Annotated in this window: 21 protein-coding genes; 6 read left to right on the top strand and 15 right to left on the bottom strand. The window is 41.6% G+C overall.

All coding sequences use genetic code 11. The features are described 5' to 3' along the window. Positions 1-196 precede the first annotated feature (196 nt). A complete protein-coding gene (gene recQ / locus AC13FX_RS03905; protein WP_482879162.1) occupies positions 197-2,386 on the top strand; it encodes a DNA helicase RecQ in 2,190 nt (729 codons plus the stop codon). 25 nt (positions 2,387-2,411) lie between these two features. On the opposite strand, the gene AC13FX_RS03900 is transcribed toward recQ, so the two are convergent. The 3 genes from AC13FX_RS03900 to AC13FX_RS03890 are packed head-to-tail and all read right to left on the bottom strand — an operon-like array spanning position 2,412 to position 5,751. Continuing rightward, a complete protein-coding gene (locus tag AC13FX_RS03900) occupies positions 2,412-3,845 on the bottom strand; it encodes an ATP-binding protein (protein ID WP_482879161.1) in 1,434 nt (477 codons plus the stop codon). A 1-nt stretch (position 3,846) separates the two neighbouring features. Continuing rightward, positions 3,847-4,344 (bottom strand): response regulator, encoded by a 498-nt coding sequence (locus tag AC13FX_RS03895; protein ID WP_482879159.1) that lies wholly within the window; start codon positions 4,342-4,344, stop codon positions 3,847-3,849. 6 nt (positions 4,345-4,350) lie between these two features. Beyond that, positions 4,351-5,751, bottom strand: a complete 1,401-nt coding sequence (locus AC13FX_RS03890) for an SLC13 family permease (protein WP_482879158.1) — start codon at positions 5,749-5,751, stop codon at positions 4,351-4,353. Positions 5,752-5,888: 137 nt separating this feature from the next. Between AC13FX_RS03890 and AC13FX_RS03885 the strand changes: the two genes are divergently transcribed. Further along, positions 5,889-6,809 carry a DUF58 domain-containing protein gene (locus tag AC13FX_RS03885; RefSeq protein ID WP_482879157.1) on the top strand — a complete coding sequence of 307 codons (921 nt, stop codon included), beginning with the start codon at positions 5,889-5,891 and terminating at the stop codon, positions 6,807-6,809. A gap of 66 nt (positions 6,810-6,875) precedes the next feature. Here the strand turns inward: AC13FX_RS03885 and AC13FX_RS03880 are convergent, their stop codons facing one another. After that, positions 6,876-7,673, bottom strand: a complete 798-nt coding sequence (locus AC13FX_RS03880; RefSeq protein WP_482879156.1) for an SDR family oxidoreductase — start codon at positions 7,671-7,673, stop codon at positions 6,876-6,878. A gap of 123 nt (positions 7,674-7,796) precedes the next feature. Between AC13FX_RS03880 and AC13FX_RS03875 the strand changes: the two genes are divergently transcribed. Then, positions 7,797-8,498 (top strand): response regulator transcription factor, encoded by a 702-nt coding sequence (locus tag AC13FX_RS03875; protein WP_482879155.1) that lies wholly within the window; start codon positions 7,797-7,799, stop codon positions 8,496-8,498. Beyond that, the gene (locus AC13FX_RS03870; RefSeq protein WP_482879153.1) at positions 8,495-9,895 is read left to right on the top strand and encodes a sensor histidine kinase; all 1,401 of its coding nucleotides are present in this window, start codon (positions 8,495-8,497) and stop codon (positions 9,893-9,895) included. The genes AC13FX_RS03875 and AC13FX_RS03870 overlap by 4 nt, the downstream gene beginning before the upstream one ends. On the opposite strand, the gene AC13FX_RS03865 is transcribed toward AC13FX_RS03870, so the two are convergent. Next, positions 9,873-10,496, bottom strand: coding sequence for an MIP/aquaporin family protein (locus AC13FX_RS03865; protein ID WP_482879152.1), 624 nt, complete (start codon positions 10,494-10,496; stop codon positions 9,873-9,875). The two genes, AC13FX_RS03870 and AC13FX_RS03865, sit on opposite strands and share 23 nt — an antisense overlap. A 185-nt stretch (positions 10,497-10,681) precedes the next feature. Here AC13FX_RS03865 and AC13FX_RS03860 point away from each other — a divergent pair, with 185 nt between their 5' ends. After that, entirely contained in the window at positions 10,682-10,981 is a 300-nt protein-coding gene (locus tag AC13FX_RS03860) for a DUF6787 family protein (protein WP_482879151.1), read from the top strand. A 22-nt stretch (positions 10,982-11,003) separates the two neighbouring features. On the opposite strand, the gene AC13FX_RS03855 is transcribed toward AC13FX_RS03860, so the two are convergent. From AC13FX_RS03855 to AC13FX_RS03845, 3 genes are read right to left on the bottom strand one after another with little or no spacing between them, the layout of a single operon-like run. Next, positions 11,004-11,357, bottom strand: coding sequence for an MmcQ/YjbR family DNA-binding protein (locus AC13FX_RS03855; protein ID WP_482879150.1), 354 nt, complete (start codon positions 11,355-11,357; stop codon positions 11,004-11,006). A gap of 3 nt (positions 11,358-11,360) precedes the next feature. Continuing rightward, complete coding sequence (locus tag AC13FX_RS03850) at positions 11,361-11,864, bottom strand: hypothetical protein (RefSeq protein WP_482879149.1); 504 nt, start codon at positions 11,862-11,864, stop codon at positions 11,361-11,363. 30 nt (positions 11,865-11,894) lie between these two features. Beyond that, complete coding sequence (locus AC13FX_RS03845) at positions 11,895-12,263, bottom strand: DUF423 domain-containing protein (protein WP_482879147.1); 369 nt, start codon at positions 12,261-12,263, stop codon at positions 11,895-11,897. Positions 12,264-12,365: 102 nt separating this feature from the next. Between AC13FX_RS03845 and AC13FX_RS03840 the strand changes: the two genes are divergently transcribed. Then, the gene (locus tag AC13FX_RS03840; protein ID WP_482879146.1) at positions 12,366-12,641 is read left to right on the top strand and encodes a hypothetical protein; all 276 of its coding nucleotides are present in this window, start codon (positions 12,366-12,368) and stop codon (positions 12,639-12,641) included. Between the two features lie 2 nt (positions 12,642-12,643). On the opposite strand, the gene AC13FX_RS03835 is transcribed toward AC13FX_RS03840, so the two are convergent. From AC13FX_RS03835 to AC13FX_RS03805, 7 genes are all read right to left on the bottom strand, one after another. Further along, positions 12,644-13,303, bottom strand: a complete 660-nt coding sequence (locus AC13FX_RS03835) for a CDGSH iron-sulfur domain-containing protein (RefSeq protein ID WP_482879145.1) — start codon at positions 13,301-13,303, stop codon at positions 12,644-12,646. 83 nt (positions 13,304-13,386) lie between these two features. Further along, entirely contained in the window at positions 13,387-14,763 is a 1,377-nt protein-coding gene (locus tag AC13FX_RS03830) for an MBL fold metallo-hydrolase RNA specificity domain-containing protein (protein ID WP_482879143.1), read from the bottom strand. 2 nt (positions 14,764-14,765) lie between these two features. Further along, positions 14,766-15,617: a restriction endonuclease gene (locus AC13FX_RS03825; protein WP_482879142.1), complete on the bottom strand. Its 852-nt coding sequence runs from the start codon at positions 15,615-15,617 to the stop codon at positions 14,766-14,768. A 164-nt stretch (positions 15,618-15,781) separates the two neighbouring features. Beyond that, positions 15,782-15,988: a GDCCVxC domain-containing (seleno)protein gene (locus tag AC13FX_RS03820; protein ID WP_482879140.1), complete on the bottom strand. Its 207-nt coding sequence runs from the start codon at positions 15,986-15,988 to the stop codon at positions 15,782-15,784. Between the two features lie 10 nt (positions 15,989-15,998). Then, complete coding sequence (locus AC13FX_RS03815; RefSeq protein WP_482879139.1) at positions 15,999-18,044, bottom strand: copper-translocating P-type ATPase; 2,046 nt, start codon at positions 18,042-18,044, stop codon at positions 15,999-16,001. Positions 18,045-18,076: 32 nt separating this feature from the next. Continuing rightward, positions 18,077-18,514 (bottom strand): YybH family protein, encoded by a 438-nt coding sequence (locus AC13FX_RS03810; protein ID WP_482879138.1) that lies wholly within the window; start codon positions 18,512-18,514, stop codon positions 18,077-18,079. Positions 18,515-18,526: 12 nt separating this feature from the next. Continuing rightward, positions 18,527-19,600 (bottom strand): DUF2231 domain-containing protein, encoded by a 1,074-nt coding sequence (locus AC13FX_RS03805; protein WP_482879137.1) that lies wholly within the window; start codon positions 19,598-19,600, stop codon positions 18,527-18,529. Positions 19,601-19,611: the final 11 nt, after the last annotated feature.

The raw sequence follows: 19,611 nt of genomic DNA, 5'->3' as shown, positions 1-19,611 counted from the left end.
CTTTCCCCTTTTTGTTGTTCACTTCATTGATTTCTCTTTAAATCTAATTTCAAAGAGTCCTTAAATTTTGATGAAAACACCCTTATCTTAGCACGTATAAATAAAAATCCAAGGAAGTGAGGTTCTACGCTGAGTGTAGCATGTCAAAATGAATCAGCGAGTCAACTATGTGTAAACCTCAAAATTAAAATTATCTGTGATCCAAGAAGCTAAGAAGACCCTAAAAGAAACCTTTGGCTACGACACTTTTCGCCCCCTTCAGGAAGATGTTATCAGTCAGGCACTCAAGAGAAAAGACGCACTTGTAATTATGCCAACCGGAGGAGGTAAATCCCTTTGTTATCAGATTCCTGCTCTCATTTTTGACGGCTTGGCTGTTGTGGTTTCACCACTGATCTCTTTAATGAAGGATCAGGTTGAGCAACTTCGTGAATATGATATCAATGCAGTTCACCTAAACAGCTCGCTTTCACCGGAAGCTTACGGTTACAATCGCCGTCAGGTACTGAATGGGAAAGCGAAACTACTTTACATTGCCCCCGAAACGCTTCTTATGGATAAGACCAGAGAGCTCTTAAAGGATATTAAAGTTGACCTTTTTGCTGTAGATGAAGCACATTGTATTTCTGAGTGGGGTCATGATTTCCGCCCTGATTATCGGGAACTAGCTCGAGTTAGAAAAGAGATATTTCCGGATGCAACCTGCATGGCTTTGACTGCAACCGCTACGCCAAGGGTTCGGGAGGACATCAAAAAAACGTTAGAGTTCGGTGAATCTGAAGAATTCATAGCCAGTTTTGACCGTCCGAACCTGTTCCTGAAAATAGCGGATAAAGAGGATGCCACCAATCAGGTACTTGATTTCTTATATACACGTAAAAACCAATCCGGCATTATCTACTGTATATCACGCCGTCAGGTTGATGAACTATATCAGGCATTGGATGATGAGGGTTATTCAGTGAAACCTTATCACGCGGGATTATCTGACCGGGACCGGGCTATCAATCAGCGGCAATTCATTCGGGATGATGTGCAGATCATTGTGGCTACCATCGCGTTTGGTATGGGTATCAACAAACCGAATGTTCGTTTTGTGATGCACTACGATATGCCACAGAACATCGAGCAATATTATCAACAAATTGGTCGTGCCGGGCGTGATGGGCTTCGTTCTGATTGTGTGATGCTATTTAGCTACAACGACAGACATAAGATCAAATACTTCATCAACAAAAAAGAGGGACAAGAAAAAGAGGTCGCTGAAAAACACCTGGATGATCTTGTTAAATTCATTGAAACCAAAAAATGCCGGCGCGTACCTTTGATGAAGTATTTTGGGGAAGAATACCCCAAGGATGAGTGCGGTATGTGCGACAATTGTCTCTCAAAAGATGAGAATGTGGAAGACTTTACACTGCAGGCACAAAAGTTACTAAAGTGTATTTCAGAGTTGGAAGAGAGTTTTGGGAAAACACAGGTCATAAATGTCTTAAGAGGTTCAAAAGCGCAAAAAGTACTGGAATTAGAGCATGATAAACTGTCTTCACATGGCTCAGGAAAAGAGTGGTCAAAGAATCAGTGGGAGCAGCTCTCGAGAATGCTGATCCGCCAGGATTACCTCTCAAAAGGGGAACATGCGGAGTTGATCATAGAGGATAAAGGGCACTCTGTACTGAAAGGTGATGAAAACGTCTTCGGAACACTGGACAGAACAGCTACAGCCATGAGCACAGAAGAGGCTTCACGCGTTGCAAGTGAAGTGGAAGCTGAATACGATGAAGATCTTTTTGAGATTCTGAGGAAAGAGCGTAAGAATATGGCAGATGAAAAGGGAATACCACCTTATACCATCTTTCCAGACACAACACTTATGGAAATGGCGTACTACTATCCAAAAGACAAGGAGCACCTATTGCCATTATATGGTGTTGGTGATGTAAAATTGAAAAAATATGGAGCCGCATTTATTGGCATTATCAAAAAATATACAGCTGAGCACGATATCGAATCCAAAAAAGATTCTCTTGAGGAAAAAGTTGAAGAGCTTGAAAGTGTAGAACTTCATCAGCAGATCGGTAAAGCATTTAATGATGGGCAATCGATCGCTCACCTTGCCGAAGAGCATGGTGTAAAGGAAGTCACTATTCTGAATCACCTCAAAGATTATTTAAAGGAAGGCAATGACCTGCGACTGGACGGTATTACGGATGCAACCAGTCTATCGCTGCGCCAGCAAGATGAGATCATCAAGATCTTTGATGAAAAAGGGTCACATATGCTTAAAGTGGTGTATGATAGAATGAATAAGAAGATCGGGTATGATCAGATACGTATCATGCAGTTATATTATATGGCAAACGAAGCAGCGGAAAAGAATTCTTAAAGGTTGTTTGATCAGGTATCAGCCGTTAACAATCGTCTCTAATTGGAATTGAAACTGAAAATTCGGCACCCCCTTCAGTCCTATTGGTAACATCGATATCACCACCGGCCTGACCTATGATCTCACTCGAGATCGCGAGGCCCAGACCAAGCCCAAATTCTGCACCCTGATTTTTAGTGGTGAAATTTGGTTCAAAGATCTTGGGTATGATGTTTTCAGGAATCCCCGGGCCTGAATCTGAGATCCTGACAATAATAGTTTCATTTTTGGCTTCAGTGGATATTCTCAGAGCACCCTGGTCCTTCATCGCATCGCAGGCATTCACGATGATATTAGTCCACACCTGATTAAGGTCACCTATATTAGCGCAGGTTTTAGGAATATCATTGAGTTTCAGTTCCAGGTCTATAAATTTAAGACGGTTGCTCAGCACCAATATCGTATCCTGTATACCGTCGCGAATATCAGCATACTCCTCTTTATTTTGATCCTGCCTACTATAGCTTTTCAGACTTTTTACGAGGTTTGCGATCCGGTTACTTGCAATTCGGATGTTGTGGATCATCTTGCCGGCTTCATAATGATTGATAAGGGTATCCATCTCACCCTTTTTCCGGTTTTCATCAATTAAATTCAGGGCTTCATCTGACATATGGGCCAGTTTTCTAACCGATGAACGGTCGTGAACCCACGGGTATCGCTTTTCGATCATTAACATCCGTTCACGCTGTGTATTACTATCAACCGGTTGAGATTGCAGACCCAGTTTGAACAGTTTGTAAGAATAGTGGCTGCTTTCAAATTTTGAATAGATATCTATCAGGTTTTCAGCTGCTCTCATCAAAGCGGAAGCCGGATTGTTGACCTCATGAGCAAAGCCTGATACCAATTCACCAAGTGTAGCCATTTTTTCCTGATGTACCAGCATTTGGTGGGTTTCTTCTAACTGAGCGTAAGCTTTTTTGAGATCATTTCGCTCTTTATTGAGTTCTTTGCTAAGAAGGTGAGTTCTGGTTTGCAGCCTGAGGTTACTCTTATACCGCTGGATCATATTATTCAGCATTAGCTGTTGTAGCGGGTGCTTTAACCTGGGATGATCATTCAAATATTGTTCAAACTGTTGGGGTCTCATTTTCAAAGCCTGACCCTTTTGTGAGATTCGACCACTGGTTAGGGTAGGCTCACCGGTGGTGAATGCAATCAGTCCGGCAAAGCTGCCGGGACCAAGGGTAATAAGTTTTACCTCTGATTCATCAGGTTGAGTGCGGGTTAAAGTAATGTTACCTTCAAGAACCAGATACATGAATTCAAGAGAGTCACCCTGAGAAAAAAGCAGATCACCCTCATTAAGATCCATAAGTCGATCTTTTAATTCAGGAAGTTCATTGATCAACCTCCGAATAAAATTAAGGATGGCTTGTGTATCATTTAGCCAGGATATGCCCTGATGGTCATTCATCTCAATGGTCAGTCATTTTATGTTTTCGCATAGCTTCTGAAAGCTTTTCTGCATCAAGTATCTGCATATATGCAAGTAAGTTCTTTTCATTTTCGATCACATAATCAGTCAGTTGATCTCTAACCACTTCCTGCAACTCCTCCTCCGTCCATGGTTTGGAAATGTAATGGTCGAGATCAGCTTTATTGATCGCTAAAATTGTATCTTCGTGCCCTGCCTGACCGGTGACCAATACTTTACGGCTTCCTGACGTATTCTTATTCTTCTGCAGTTCAATGAGCAGGTCAACACCATTTTTTCCGGGTAAGACGTGATCGCAAAGTATCAATCCGATCCTGTGACCATGATCCAGTATATATTCAATAACCTTCATGGCCTCAGTTGTATCGTTTGCTGTCTCAACAGGGAAGAACGATTCGAAGTTCTCCAGATCTTTGACAAGTGCATCCATTACTTCAAGCTCATCTTCAACGATCAGTATATAAATTTTGTGATCCATGGTTTTCTAATTTATGATTAACGGCCAGTAAAACAAGGCGTAAAGGGTTACCATTAATAGCCCAAAGATTCCTACAACGAATCCTGCGCGTGTCATATGTTTTGTTTTAAGTGTACCCATGCTTATTGCAATAGCATTGGGTGGTGTAGATATCGGAAGCATCATGGCCAGACTGGCACTTACTCCTATTACCAAACTGATCAGAACAAGGCTGAAACCTTCTCCGGCCACTCCTGAAGTAGCCAAGCTCACCGCCAATGGGATCAATAGGGTGGCTGATACGGTATTCGATAAGAAGTTGGACATGACTATGGCTACGAGACTGAAGATGACGATCATGAAAACCGGCGAGAAAATACTCCATTCAATATTTGTTATGATCCATTCAGCTAATCCCGTGCTTTCCATTGAAATTCCAAGTGAAATACCCCCTGCAACCAGCCAAAGAACTTCCCATGGTAGCTGACGAATCCCATCTTTGTCGAGTATACCTGTGAGTGCAAGAACAGTTACCGGTATCAAAGCGATGATACTGCTTCCAATGCCGTGCAAACTTTCAGTAACCCAAAGTATTACGGTAGTGCCAAACACCAGGTAAACAAGTATTGCAGATGAATTCTTTTGAAATGTACCTTTAAGGTCCATTGGAATGGTTTCTGTTTCAGGCTTGAACATCCATAAAAGTACCAGCCATGTAACGAACAGTACAATAAGTACCAAAGGCCCTGCCAATATCATCCACTCTGTGAAAGCAATATCGATTCCCTGATTCGATAAAGCCCCAATGACTACGGCATTGGGAGGGGTTCCGATGGGGGTTGCGATACCACCTATGTTAGCCGCAAATGGAATACTTAGGGCAAGTCCGATTCGTAAAGGATCTGAGGCCTTTGTTTTGGCAATGATCGGTAGGATCACTGTCATCATCATTGCAGTGGTAGCGGTATTACTCATAAACGCAGAAAGCAAACCTGTAACAACCATTAGTCCGAGTACAATGTATTTTGGCTTTGACCCAAAAGGCTTTAACAAGATCCGGGTAAGATTTTTATCGAGATCGTATTTAACAGCAGAGTCGGCCAGGACGAACCCGCCTAAAAAAAGGATAATGATGGGATTGGCAAGGGTTCCGATAAAATCAGTGTAAGTATTGGGTGAATACTCTGCCGTTACCTCGGGAAATAGCAGTCCCTGTTTACTTAGAAAAAAGACATGAAGCAGGATCACCATTATGGAGGTTGCGTAAATGGGAACCGGTTCGAGCATCCAAAAAATGGCAGCAATGATGAAGATACTTAATGCTACATGGCCGGCTTCAGAAAGCCCGGGAATGCTTAAAAAAAACGGAATGATGAAACCAATGATCCCGATCAGTATGGAGACATGATCTTTTGAGATAATTTTCATGGTGTTAACCTGAATACGAATACTTAATGAGTTTGTGAGTGCATGTAGTATAGGCGTTCTTTGCGAAAAGTTTGTGAAGATTAGGAACCAGGTACGTAATGACTTTCAAATATTGATTTATACTGTTACCATGTGGTATGATCCTTGAACCAAGTATATTATCCAAGCTTTCCTCCCTCGAACTTCGGGCAAAGAAGATCGTGGAGGGCTTTATTTCAGGTTTGCATAAAAGCCCATTCCATGGTTTCAGTGTGGAGTTTGCAGAACATCGGCCATATAACCCGGGGGATGATTTTAAACATATCGATTGGAAAGTATATGCGAAGAAGGAGCGGTTTTATGTAAAACAGTATGAGGAGGAGACCAATTTAAGGTCGTATATCATGCTTGATACCAGTACCTCCATGAACTTTAAATATTTTGCCGAATGGAGTAAGCTAAGATATGGTATTCACTATGCGGCTTCGCTCATGTACCTTATGCATCGTCAACGTGATGCCTGTGGACTCATTCCTTTCAATTCTAAAATTGACGCCTTTATTCCCGCGAAATCTACCTATGCTCATTTACGTCAAATTTATACAGAGCTTGAAAGGGAACTTATCAGGGAAGAAAAGGGAAACGGTGAAAAACGTGTAACAGCCTCTGCTCAGGCAATTCATGAAGTAGCAGAACGATTAAATCACCGCAGTCTAGTGGTTATTATCACGGATCTATTTGAAAACGTCAGCGAGCACAGTGAATTGATCTCAGCCCTTAAACATCTGCGACATAGAAAACATGAAGTTTTATTGTTCAATGTTCTTGAGAAGAAGAGTGAGAGGGACCTCGATTTTCCCGACCGGCGCTTTGTATTTGAGGATATGGAGTTGGGTGACGAAGTCGAAGTACTACCGGCTCAGGTCCGCAAAGACTACCAGCAAAAAGTAGAAGATTATACAAAACAATTCAGAATGGCCTGCAGCGAATTTGAGATCGATTTCGAAGAAATGGATACGCAGGCTCAGTTCGATCAGTCTCTTCTGGCATACCTGACCAAGCGGCGAAGATTAGGGTAGTTTTGTTATTGGTTATAAGTGAAACGATTACACGATTAACCATAAACGAATACTCAAATAACGAACCTACGTCACCTTTTGATTTTTCAATATTCGGTTTAACAAAGTTGGTGAAATACGCTGTACCCAAATAGCCATTCTTTCCTTAAAACCGGTAACATATATCTCTTCTTTTTGAGCTGCGATCTTAGGCATTACTTTTTCGACCATCTGTTCTGCTGTCATAGCATTTTTATGGGCATCTCCCATCTTGCCGAACTCAGAGCCATCAGCTGTCAATGCGTTTTTGCTAATATCTGTTTTTACAAATCCCGGACAAAGCAAGGTTACAGCTATATTGTGTTCATACATTTCTTGCCTAAGTGAATTAAAAAACCCCTGGACTGCATGCTTGCTGCCTGAATATCCTGACCTGAATTTGGTTCCGATCTTTCCGGCAACACTGCTGGTCACAATAACATGCCCTGTATTTCGCTCAACCATATGTGGTAAAACTTGCTTAGTAAGGGCGATGGCTCCAAAATAATTGATCTCCATCAGCCTTCTATACACTTCCATATCTGTTTCCAGAACGGTAGAGCGCTGACTGATCCCCCCATTGTTCATTAAAACATCGATCTGTCCAAATGCTTCAAAAGCCTCCTTTGTTTTTGCAGGAAATGTTTCAGGCTTGGTAAGGTCAAGTGGCAATACTTTTATCTTTGATGAATCCTTATCAAGCTCGTTTTTTACCTTGATCAATGCATCCTCACGACGCGAAGAAAGTATCAGGTTGGCACCAAGTTTATATAGTTTATGTGCAAAAGCTTTACCTATACCAGAAGAGGCTCCTGTGATCCATATGGTTTTTCCTTGGTAATTCATGTGTAAATTCTGATTTTTAGAGCGAAAGATTTTTCAGGCCATTAGTATTAGGGCTTAAAGGTAATATTTTCTTGATTATCTTTACACTGTAATACTTTAAACACCTTAACATAAACCTGCACGATGAGCAACAAACATACCATACTTTTGATGGAAGATGAGGAAGAGTCAGGCGAGATGCTGGCTAACTTCCTGGAACTGAATGACTATAAAGTACTATGGGCCAAGGATGGGAAGCAAGCTCTCAAATACATAGAAGAGAGTGCGAATGAAATTCACCTGGCGATACTGGACATCATGGTTCCCCATCATGACGGAAAAGAGATCTGCAGTAATATCCGTCAGCATCCGGTCATCTATGATATACCTGTATTGTTTTTGACTGCTCGTGATGAAGAGCAAGATGAGATCGAGGGACTGGAACTCGGTGCCGACGATTATATTAAAAAACCGGCCAGTCTAAATCTTGTTAAAGCGCATGTTGAGACTCAGCTCCGCCGCCGATCACCTGAAAAAAGCAACTGGATTCAGTATGGTAAAGTGTATGTGGACCTCGATTCCAAAGAAATGTATATCAATGAGGAGTTGATAGACCTGACACATACTGAGTATACCATAGCCGAAATGATCTTCCAAAATCCAAAATTGGTGTACAGCCGGCAGCAGATCCTTGAGAAGATCTCTGATGAGGAAAAATTCGTTTTTGATCGGACCGTGGACGTTCACGTGAAAAACCTGCGTTTAAAAATGGGGGATGAAGGCAAGTTGATCAAAACTTACAGAGGCGTTGGGTACGGTTTTAATAAGGAGTACCTTCACGCATGAAAATACGCTCTAAACTAGCTTGGACCTATGTCATACTTCTGGTAATAGGTATCATTACAATTAGTGCGTATTCAATATTGACAATTCGCAGCTTTTTACTGGAGGAAGGGATTGAGCAATTTGAGAAGGATGCCCTATCCATGGCTTTGGCCGCCGGGAGTTTTAAACAGGATGATCAATTTGACCCTAAGATCGTAGATCTGGCTGAACTATCGAATTATGAGGTAGCGGTGTATGATAAAAGTGGAAACCGTTTTCTGACCTTTCCCGATGAAGCTTTCACAAATGTCGCAACTTCGCTTGATAACGCCCTTTTGGCAGAGCTTGAAAAAAGAGACGGAGAACCGATCGTTGAAAATACTGAGGCCTCTCAGAAACTGGTCGCTTATGTTGATCTGGGGGATTCTGATAACTCAGCTCAATACCTGAGGATAAGTCAGGATAAAAGCCAGTACTATGCGGCCGTTGCAAGCATACGGCACATCATTTATGCAGGCATGTTCTTTTCTATTGGTGCTGTAATTGTGGTAAGTTTTCTATTTGCCCGTTATATAGCTGCTCCAATACTGCACCTTAATGCAGCCGCTCTTGATATTGCAAGGGGTAACCTTGATCGTAAGATCGACCTGAAAAGAAATGATGAGTTTGGAACACTGGCAGATTCCTTAAATCATATGGCCAAAACGCTAAGAGCTGATAATGAGAAGCTTAAAAAGCTTAATATGAAGCAGAGTCAGTTTTTTGCAGATATAACTCATGAGGTGAGAAACCCACTGCATACAATATCGGGTGCACTTGAAATGCTGGAGCTTGAAAACCTTCCACCCGAGAAGAAAAAACAATATATGGTTACTGCCCAAAAACAGATTAAACGTGTAGCCAGGCTCTTTGAGGATATAAAAACCCTTCAGAGGTATGATTTTGATGAAAGCTTTATCAACAGAAAAGACTTTGATCTAAATGACCTGGTATATGAAGTGGAGCAGGCCTATCAACCGATAGCACATAAAAAAGGTCTTGAATTGGATACAACCAATACATTCTCTTGTATGGTAAATGCGGATCCTGATAAAATAGAACAGGTGCTCGATAATCTTGTTTCAAACGGAATTAAATACACACAGTCAGGTAAAGTTGAGGTTAGTTTTAAGAAGAAAGATGACTTAGTTGAAATATCTGTGAGTGATACTGGCACAGGGATCGGAAAGGAGCACCTTGATCGATTGTTTGATCGCTTTTATCGTACAGATAAGGCCCGTTCAAGGGATAAGGGGGGTACCGGTTTGGGCTTGTCAGTTGTGAAAGGCATATTGAATGCTCATCAAACGGATATCAAAGTGGAGAGTAAAGTTGGCAAAGGAAGCCGGTTTTATTTTAGTCTCCCCATCTTGAAGTGAAATATGAGGAGGTAAAAGCAGCTATAGCGCCTCCTGTAAGTGGACTCATGATATACAGTACTGAATAGATATATGAATCGCCGCCTTTAACAAGGTCGAATAATGCGGTTCCTGCAGAAAATGCTGGATTCAATACGCCACCGGAGAAGGGAGATGCAGCCATTAGCATTCCGGTAAAGGTTAGGCCAACGATCAGTCCCATAAACTGATTTTTCCTGTGGAGATTGGAGAGTGTAAGGGAAAGCATCACGCTTACAAAAATTGCTGTAAAGAATACCTCCGAAAATACCTGTTCATATAAATCGGTGTCAACAGGTGGTTCCAGGTAAAAAACACTGTTTGCAAATTCAAATATGAGGAATGAGGCGAAAAAAGCACCAACGACTTGGCAGAACAGATAACCCAGAAGTTCAGAAAAAGAAAGTTTCTTTTTAAAGAAGAATGCGAGTGAAATGGCTGGATTAAAATGAGCTCCTGAGTTGGGATACCCAATATAGACCAAAGCCATTAATGTTAAGCCAACGGCAAGCGGGTCTCCGGAAATCCCAAAAACCATGACAAGGAAAAATGTGCCAACCGCCTCGGTTACATATGCTTGCATACCCTATATGTTCGTGATGTATAAATGTTTATCGATGTCCTTCCTTGGTTCTGAAACTACCTGCCAGGCACAGAAATTGCAACTAAAGGTTGATGTTTTTTGTAAATAGCTTTTTAAGATTTATAAATAATTGACTTCACATAGGTTTAGAAAAAGGATATTTTGAGTGAAATCAGGATATTTACATGAAGTTTTTTAAAAAAATGAAAGATCGCTGGGGAATTCAGAGCACCTGGCAGTTAATTATAATTTTGATCGTTTTTGCTCTGACCGGCATCAGTGCGCTATATTCGAGACGGTTTCTGTTTCCTCTGCTAGGTATTGAGTCAGAAGATCCATTTTGGTTTAAAACATTGATATGGGCAGTTACCATCTTTCCAATGTATAATATATTCATTTTGATCTATGGGGCAATGTTTGGTCAGTTTGATTTCTTTTGGGGAAGGATGAAAAAAATGTATGAAAGAATGGCACCACACAAATAATGCCTGTTCATCGATATCATACTCAGAGTTTCTTTGATCTTTGCTTCAGCTTAAAAGGCAGTTTCTCTGTAACCAGGTCATAAGAATGTTTGATGAGTGCCAGGATCATCTCATCAGGTAAGGAGCCGGTTGTTTTAACAGTATTCCAGTGCTTTTTATTCATATGATACCCTGGAATGATCTCCTCATAAATGTCACGAAGCTCAAGGGCCCACTCAGGATCACACTTAAGATTAATACTTTCAAAGGTATCCACATCGGTTAAGGCATAGATCTTTCCCAGGACCTTGAAGACAAGGGTATTCTCATCAAATGGGAACTCCTCTGCTGAGCCCGGTAAGCAGGAACAGTAGTTGTAAAAAGCTTCAATGTTCATGAGTTAATTCACGATCTCATAATCTGAACGAAAGTTTTCAGCTAACCCGGCGGATTTTGCGGCTATATAATTCATAAGGTCCGGCGTGACCACGCCTATAAAGCTATCTGACCAGGTAGATCCCATGGTTTGAATGTCATTATTAAGCGGTAACTTAACGGGCTGGAAAAACTTTAGTTCAGCTGCAAAAGGGTGTATGCCTCCCACATCACTCATAATATTTATGTGGAGATGTAATAACGGAAGCTGATCAGACCGTTTAAGCGTTTGTTCGTCAATTATGTTGACCGGTAGTTCGTCCAGCTTGCCTATAACCAGCTGGCGAACGCTATCTAGATCAAATGGAACTGATTGAAGAGTTAGAGGGCGCTCAATATTAACGGATACCCCAAATTCCTTGATACCATAGAGAGAGTTTCGTTCACGGATCACCTCATTTTGAGCCAGTGACTGACTGCTGAATATTAAAAGGATCAAAAATGTGAGAGATAAGTGCCGGCGTTTCATGTCGATAATAGTTTAATGGTAATTGAATACTTACCTAAGCATTTTGATGCCAAACCAGATCCAGCCTGCTATGAAGGCAACACCCCCGATCGGAGTTATAGCTCCCATCCATCCGATACCGGAAAGACAGAGGGTATATAAGCTTCCTGAGAAAATTAGAATTCCTGCTAAAATTAATGATGCCGGCCAGGTTATGGTCACATCAAACTGCATTCCTACAAGGGCGATTAAAAAAAGGCCTAAGGCATGCCAGGCATGATATTGAACAGCAGTTTGCCAGGTTTCAAGTCGTTCAGGTGATAACACATTTTTAAGGGCATGTGCTCCAAAAGCACCTGCAGCTACAGCTATAGCCATTAAAATGGCCGCAATGGCAATTATGATCTTTGGGTTAGACATTAGAGAGGTCTTTAATTAGGCAATTAGATTATGTGGATTATATTTTAATTCTGATACATTTACGAATGTGTGGTGAAGTGAAAAATCATAGATCAGAAAATTATGAAAATTGATGAAACTAAAATGAAAGAAAGACCGCCTGTTTTACAAAGGGTAAAACACGGGATTCTGGCCGGTTTATGGGGATTAGCCTTGTCATTTGTTCTTATGATTTTTATACCATACTTACATTTCATGTCGGTTTACGATCATCCACTTTACATGGCCTATATAGCCACCTGTATAATATTTGGGGGTATATATGGTGAGAAGTTTATCGAAACAATAGCTGTCAAAACAGATGATTGGTTTGACATAAAAACATTCTTTCGATTTTAAGTTCAGTCAGACTTGAATCCAATTTTCTTGTGGGTTCCATCGCAAAATGGTTTGGTATTGGAAGCACCGCATCGACAAAAGCTCATTTTTTTGCTACAAGTTTCTTGCCCGGTTTTTTCACCTGCCAGGACATAATTACCTTCAACCAGGAATGGGGCATTCTCATAAAGGGTGACCGATAACTCTCCTCCCTTGCCTTTAACGGGTTCGGTTCGCAATCTTTCCGGATCGTACGATGTATCTGCTTTAAAGCCGGCTTCGATATGTGTATTGTCACACAGTGGCTTGTTTTTGGATCTTCCGCAACGGCACATAGCCACCCTGGTATCTTTCAAAACCACATTTCCATCCAGGTCTTTGATCACCACTTCACCGTGTATATAAAGCGGACCATCCTCTTCAATCGTGATAATATTTTGTTCAGGTGGCTGTTCAGTTCGATCAGAATTTATAAATTCATAATGAAGTGCACCGGACGGGCATTTTTCAATGACTTCAGTTAGCTCATTTATTTCTGCCATGTCCGGTTTTATCCATGGTTTGCGATCAGTGTCAAAAACTTTAGGTAAACCACGAACGCATTCTGCTGCATGAATGCAACGTTCTTTGTCCCATGTAACTTTAATTTCATCAGTTTGGTAGCTCAGAATAGTTTCTTTCATGGCAGTCCTGGTTTGTTTTGAATTTGTAGGATTATACTTAAGTGAACGGTTCAAACCAAAAACAACCGTATTGGAGTCTAATATCAGGTAGATATTTCTATGATCTCATAGAGCTCTGGGATGTACGTATCCCAGCCGTAGGTATCCTTGAGTTTTAACCTCATCATATCCAGACTTTGGGGCTCTCCATGAACCAGAAATACATGTTCAGGCTTCTCAACGATTTCAGACGCCCAATCCAATAATTCTGTTTGATCCGCATGGGCTGAGAGTCCGTCAAGGATATCAACGTGGGCATTAACCTGATAATACTTCCCATAGAATTTGATCTCTTCAGCTCCATCAAGCAATTGCCGGCCACGGGTCCCCTCAGCCTGATAGCCGGCTAATAAGACGGTGGTTTCTTTACGATCGATATATTGCTGCAAATAGGTAAGCACCCGGCCACCTGTAACCATTCCACTTCCTGCGATAATAACCTTTGGCTGAGCATCATCAATGATCTCCCAGGTTTCCTCATATGATTCCACGATCCGAACGCGGTCTGTCATGTCTTTGTAATCTTGCTCGGATAATTTATGCCATTCAGGATGTTTGATAAAGGTTGACAAGGCTCGTGCTCCCATAGGGCTATCCAAAATGACCGGGAGTGAAGCGGGGATCTGATTTTTCTTGTGAAGCTGCCAGATAAGAAACATCAGCAATTGAGCTCGTTCGACCGCAAAGCTTGGAATTATCAGGGTTCCGCCTTTTTGAATAGTATCATCAATGTGCTGTTTCATTTTTTCCAGAGTATCTTCGTCAATATGTTTGCGGTCTCCATAAGTAGATTCCATAAACAACACATCAGCCTTTTCAGGCTTTTGCGGATCACGCAATAATGGGTCGTTTGGCCGCCCAATATCTCCTGAAAACACAAATCGTTTACCATATAGATCAAGTTCAATAAAAGTCGCCCCGATAATATGACCATTGTATTGATAACGAAACCTGATATGGTCGTCTATCTCGACCCATTTTTGCAATTCTTGATCACGAAACCGGCTTATAGCTTTTTCTGCATCCTCGGAATTGTATAGTGGTTCAGCCGGGTCGTGCTTGGTATACCCGTCTTTGTTAGCCCTTTCAGCATCTTCTTCCTGGATCTTTGCACTGTCCCGCAAAATGATCTCTGCAATATCAAGAGTTGGGGCTGTTCCAAAGATCGATCCCTTGAATCCCATTTTAACTAATCTTGGGAGATACCCGCTGTGATCAAGATGACCATGCGTTAATAACACAAGATCAATTGATGAAGCTTTCAAAGGAAGCTGTTGCCAGTTTAATTCTCTTAGCTTTTTAATCCCCTGAAACATCCCGCAATCTATCATAAGGTTCTTATCGGGAGTTTGGATGAGGTATTTTGAACCGGTGACCGTTCCTGAAGCGCCTAAAAAATGGATCTTGATGGGTGTGCTCATGTTTACCTCATATCATGGTTACAAATTTCGGTTGCTTCCCTATGAATGCGCTCCGCCTGCTTTTTACTAAACCCAAGCCTGATCAGAGTCTGAACATCTTCACATATTTGTTTGGCAAGTACAATGTCATTTTTCAATAAAAGTTGTTTCTCAGATTTATCAATAACCGAAAGACAAGTTACCGGATGGAGACTCGTTCTGCCTATCAGGTCTTTTAGACCATTATCCTTAGGAAAACTCCAACTTAGCAACTTTAGGTACACACACTGTGCATACTCTTCGGCATCGGTAGTGAATCTTGTGTTCGTAACCACCCATCCGGTATGGGTTTTATTTTTTAGTTCTGGTTGCTTGATCCATGCACTGTTAATATCTACAAAACGCGATCTGACATACAATGGGATGGTTACATTACTGCGGTGATTCTGCCGGTTATGAAATTTGCATTCCATTATTAGGTGTTCATCACCTTTTATGGCGATAACATCCACCTCGTGGGATACGCATTTACCTTTAACCACTTGACCAACCTGTGTTCTATATCCAAGTTTGCGAAATAGTTCTGAAATGAGAATTTCAAAGGGATAGCCGGAGGGTCCAAGATCAAGGAGGGCCTCTTTTAACTTATAACGTCCTGCAATTCGGGCAGACTTTTGCTTTAACAATCGGTAGGCTTCACGATATATCTTTTTAGTAGACATGCCATCTTTAAAATAGCCCCCCACCTCCAGGTCATTAATAACTGAATTAATGATGGGCGGTTGAGCTCCGGCATTATTCAGTGACCTTTTAAGCTTCGAAAGATCAAAAGTCTCTCTTTCACCTGTAGCTTTTATAACATCAAATGGCTTCATGGTATATGCTTCCGGTTTGTGGTTAACTGAAAGTATACAATAGAACTATAAAGATTGAGTGAGGGTAATGATTCTCACACAAATATATTTATGTGGTTAGTGAAATTGCAAAATGGAAGGAGCACAGGTAAATAAATGACATAAGGCAATGCCTGTCATTTAAATTAACAACAAGATTTGTGATCCTGAACCGGAGGGCAGGCAACATCACCATAGGAACAAAATACACAGCAATCACCCTTTTGCGGTTTGATCATGTTTTTACAATCAGGACATTGCCAAAAATATTGGCAGGAATTTGTAGGCATTTCCAAAGTTTTTTGAACTCCACAAACCGGACAGGTAATTGTTGATTGGGTAATTATAGCCATAGTAAATTTCCTATTCCATTTTCAGTAAACGGGCATTTATGGCAACGATCACAGTACTAAGTGACATTAAAATGGCTCCAACTGCGGGGCTTAAAATTACACCCCAGGCATAAAGAGCTCCAGCAGCGAGTGGTATGGCACCAATGTTATATCCGGAGGCCCACCAAAGGTTTTGAACCATTTTTTGGTAAGTACTTTTGGACAGCTTTATCAATGATGAAACGTCTTCAGGATTGTTTTTAACTAGAATAATATCTCCGGTTTCTACGGCCACATCCGAACCGGCGCCGATAGCAATTCCTACATCAGCCTGAGCCAAAGCAGGTGCATCGTTCACCCCGTCTCCGGTCATGGCCACCAGCTTGCCTTGTCCCTGAACTTCTTTAACCTTGTCGGCCTTTTCATCAGGAAGAACTTCAGCAAAGACCTGATCGATACCCAATTCACCGGCTACATAGTCTGCCGTTTGTTGATTGTCTCCGGTCAACATTATGCACTCAATACCCATGTTATGCAACGCATTGATAGCATTTTTTGAAGATTCACGAATTTCGTCTCCTAATGCGATGGCCCCAACCAAATCATTTTCTAGGATGACAAAAACTACGGTTTTTCCCTGGGATGAAAGGTTTTGAACATCTCCTTCAGGATACTCTAAGTCATTTTCCCGAATGTAACCGGGACTCACCACTTTTATGGATCTTCCATTTACCTTGCCTTCAATACCTTTACCTGTAATGGAGTTGAATTCATCAGGGTCCCAGGTTTCACCGGCCTTTTCCAAAATACCTTTGGCTAATGGGTGTTCTGAGTTTTTCTCAAGTGATGCCGCATATTTAAGGATCTCTTCATCAGTTTGATCATTACCAAAATTCAGAATATCAGTAACCGTAAAAGTACCCTCAGTCAGGGTCCCGGTTTTATCGAAAATGACAGCATCTAAATTTCTGGCTTGCTCAAATGCTGCTCTGTCACGAATTAAAAACCCATTAGTAGCTGCTATACTGGTAGACATTGACACAACAAGCGGTATGGCCAGTCCAAGTGCATGGGGGCAGGTTATTACCATAACAGCAACCGTTCGGTTCATCGCAAAATCAAAACTTTGACCCGTGAAGAAGAGCCATGCGCCAAATGTGATCAATCCGGCAGTAATGGCAACAATTGTCAGCCAAAAAGCAGCCCGATTGGCCAGATCCTGGGTTCGTGATTTACTTTCCTGGGCATCTCTTACCAGGCTGATTACCTGTGATAAGAATGAATCATCCCCGGTTTTAGAGATCTGTATAGTGATGGATCCTTTTTCATTGACAGATCCACCAATGACTTCATCGTCTTTTTGTTTACTTACCGGTTTGGACTCCCCTGTGAGCATGGCTTCATTGACACTTGACTCACCTTTCACAACCACCCCATCAGCCGGAATTTTTTCACCGGGTTTGATAAGAACTTTGTCGCCCTGCTGAAGCTCTTCGACCGGTACATCTTCAGTTGAACCATCCTCATTAACACGATGTGCTTCACCCGGTATCAATGCAGCCAATTCTTCTAAAGCTGAAGAGGCACTCATTACGGAACGCATTTCTATCCAGTGGCCCAATAACATAATGCCTACCAGGGTTGAAAGCTCCCAATAGAGCAGGTCGCCATCAAAGCCAAAGACCACAGCCGTGCTATAAAGGTAAGCAATAGAAATAGCGAGACCGATTAGCGTCATCATACCCGGCTGCTTTTTCTTGAGTTCATCTACCAGACCCGTGAGAAATGGCCATCCACCGAAAAAATATACAACGGTTGATAGAGCAGCGAGGATCCATTTATCAGCCATGAACCGCCAATCCACACTCAGGAAGTCCTGAATCATTGGCGATAAGGCCATAATGGGTATGGTCAGACCTAGAACCCACCAAAATCGGAATTTAAAATCCTGTACCATCTTTTTGTGATGCTCGTGGTGGGAGTGGTCTTCATGACCACTATGATCATGGTTTTGTTCCTTTTTTTGGTCATGTCCACTAGGCTTGTGCGAATTTTGATTATGGTCTTTATGGTTCATGTTCTTTTCCACCAAATTGAGTCGTTTTAAGTTTATCGGGATGACCAGTGAATTGCCGTGATTTTCCAATCAGATCCTTCTTTTCTCAGTACAGCTAATTCAAGTGAGGTAAGGTCAATCTCTCTTTCGGAATAGGTTCCTTTCATTGAGCTAACGGTGCTTACCCAGGCTGTATTCCCATCAAAGCTAACTTTTTGAGTTTGAGTTTCGCGGTTCATAGCCTTCAGGAATTTACCGTCAGAATGAAAATGGTGCGATAGATATTCCTCCTTGGTCTCCATTCCAGTCCCTTCTAATATCAGTGCATCACCAGCTAATAAATTTGATGCAGCTTCAGAATCATTATCAATGATTGCGGTTTTAAAGTTGTCCAAAGTCTTTAAAACCGTTGTTTCTTTTTGATTTGTTTGAGCCACCACGGTACCTGATAAGAACATTAGAAGTCCGCATAATTTAATAATTGATTTCATAGGTGCAGGTTTTTAAAGTTGCGACATTTCAATTTGGGAAATAAGAATTGAACCACTGCCTTGTATCTTTAGGCCCACAGGTCCGTTTTCAGGAGCATCACCGTGCCCATGAACTTTCATCTCCCTGTCAACATACCCTCTGAAATGTGACCCATCCCCAACAACACGGACAAAGAGTTCTCCTTTCGGCTCAAAAGAGCCTTGTTCAAATAGAGTAGTGTTACCGTTTTCAACTCTTCCTTGACGGATTACCCCCTCTTCATTCAGTGATACAAAGTCATAGTTTTCGGCATTCTGAAAATGATGTATGAGTTCTACTTCTCCATTAAAGTCATTCAGATTCAGGTAGTAGTCGATCTGGACATTTTGATATGATTTATGTGTCACAAACAGGTTTGACTGTTCTGAGGCTACAAGCTGGAGCTGAGGAGGTTCAGATTGTGTGATCATAGGCTTTAGATCCTGCACAGACCCCACTATCCATTGAAAATTAGTAATAAGATCACTGACGGAACCTGGGTTGATATTCCAGGACCAGTCTCCATTATCTTTGATGATGAATGAAGAATACATGGTTGTAACGCTATCCGTTGGTACTAAAGTCTTTTGTTCTTCTTTCTGCAAAAGCTGCCCGGTTCCGGCACCATAGCCATACACCATTTTTCCTCCATATTCTGCGGTTTCATATACCATGAATAACCCTGGTAAAACAGTTATAAATGCTATGATCCTGAAGGCTTTTTTCTGAAACAGGTCAAGCCAATGGAAGGCTATTCTGAGTAAGGAATAGAGAATAAAGAACCATAGAAGATACTCTGCCCATTCGGCATGTTCGCTTAATACAGACTGAGCTTCAGCCGGAAGGAAAACCGTATCAGCCGCAACGGTTCCACTGTAATAAGTAATTCCGGCAAACAGAGCTCCTGTTACATAAAGAACCGTATTCTTTATCTCATCCCACCATTTTTCTTTAATAAAAAGAGATACAAAATTAGCTAGTGCTGCAACCATCATTAATGCAATGGGAAAATGCACTAATAGCGGGTGAATGTTTGGGGCCCAATCAGGGGTAATAAATAGGTTCATGCTAATTTATT

It is taken from the genome of Gracilimonas sp. B-17, assembly GCF_056857935.1.
The sequence above is the reverse complement of the archived record's forward strand: the minus strand, read 5'-3'. Positions and strand labels throughout refer to the sequence as shown.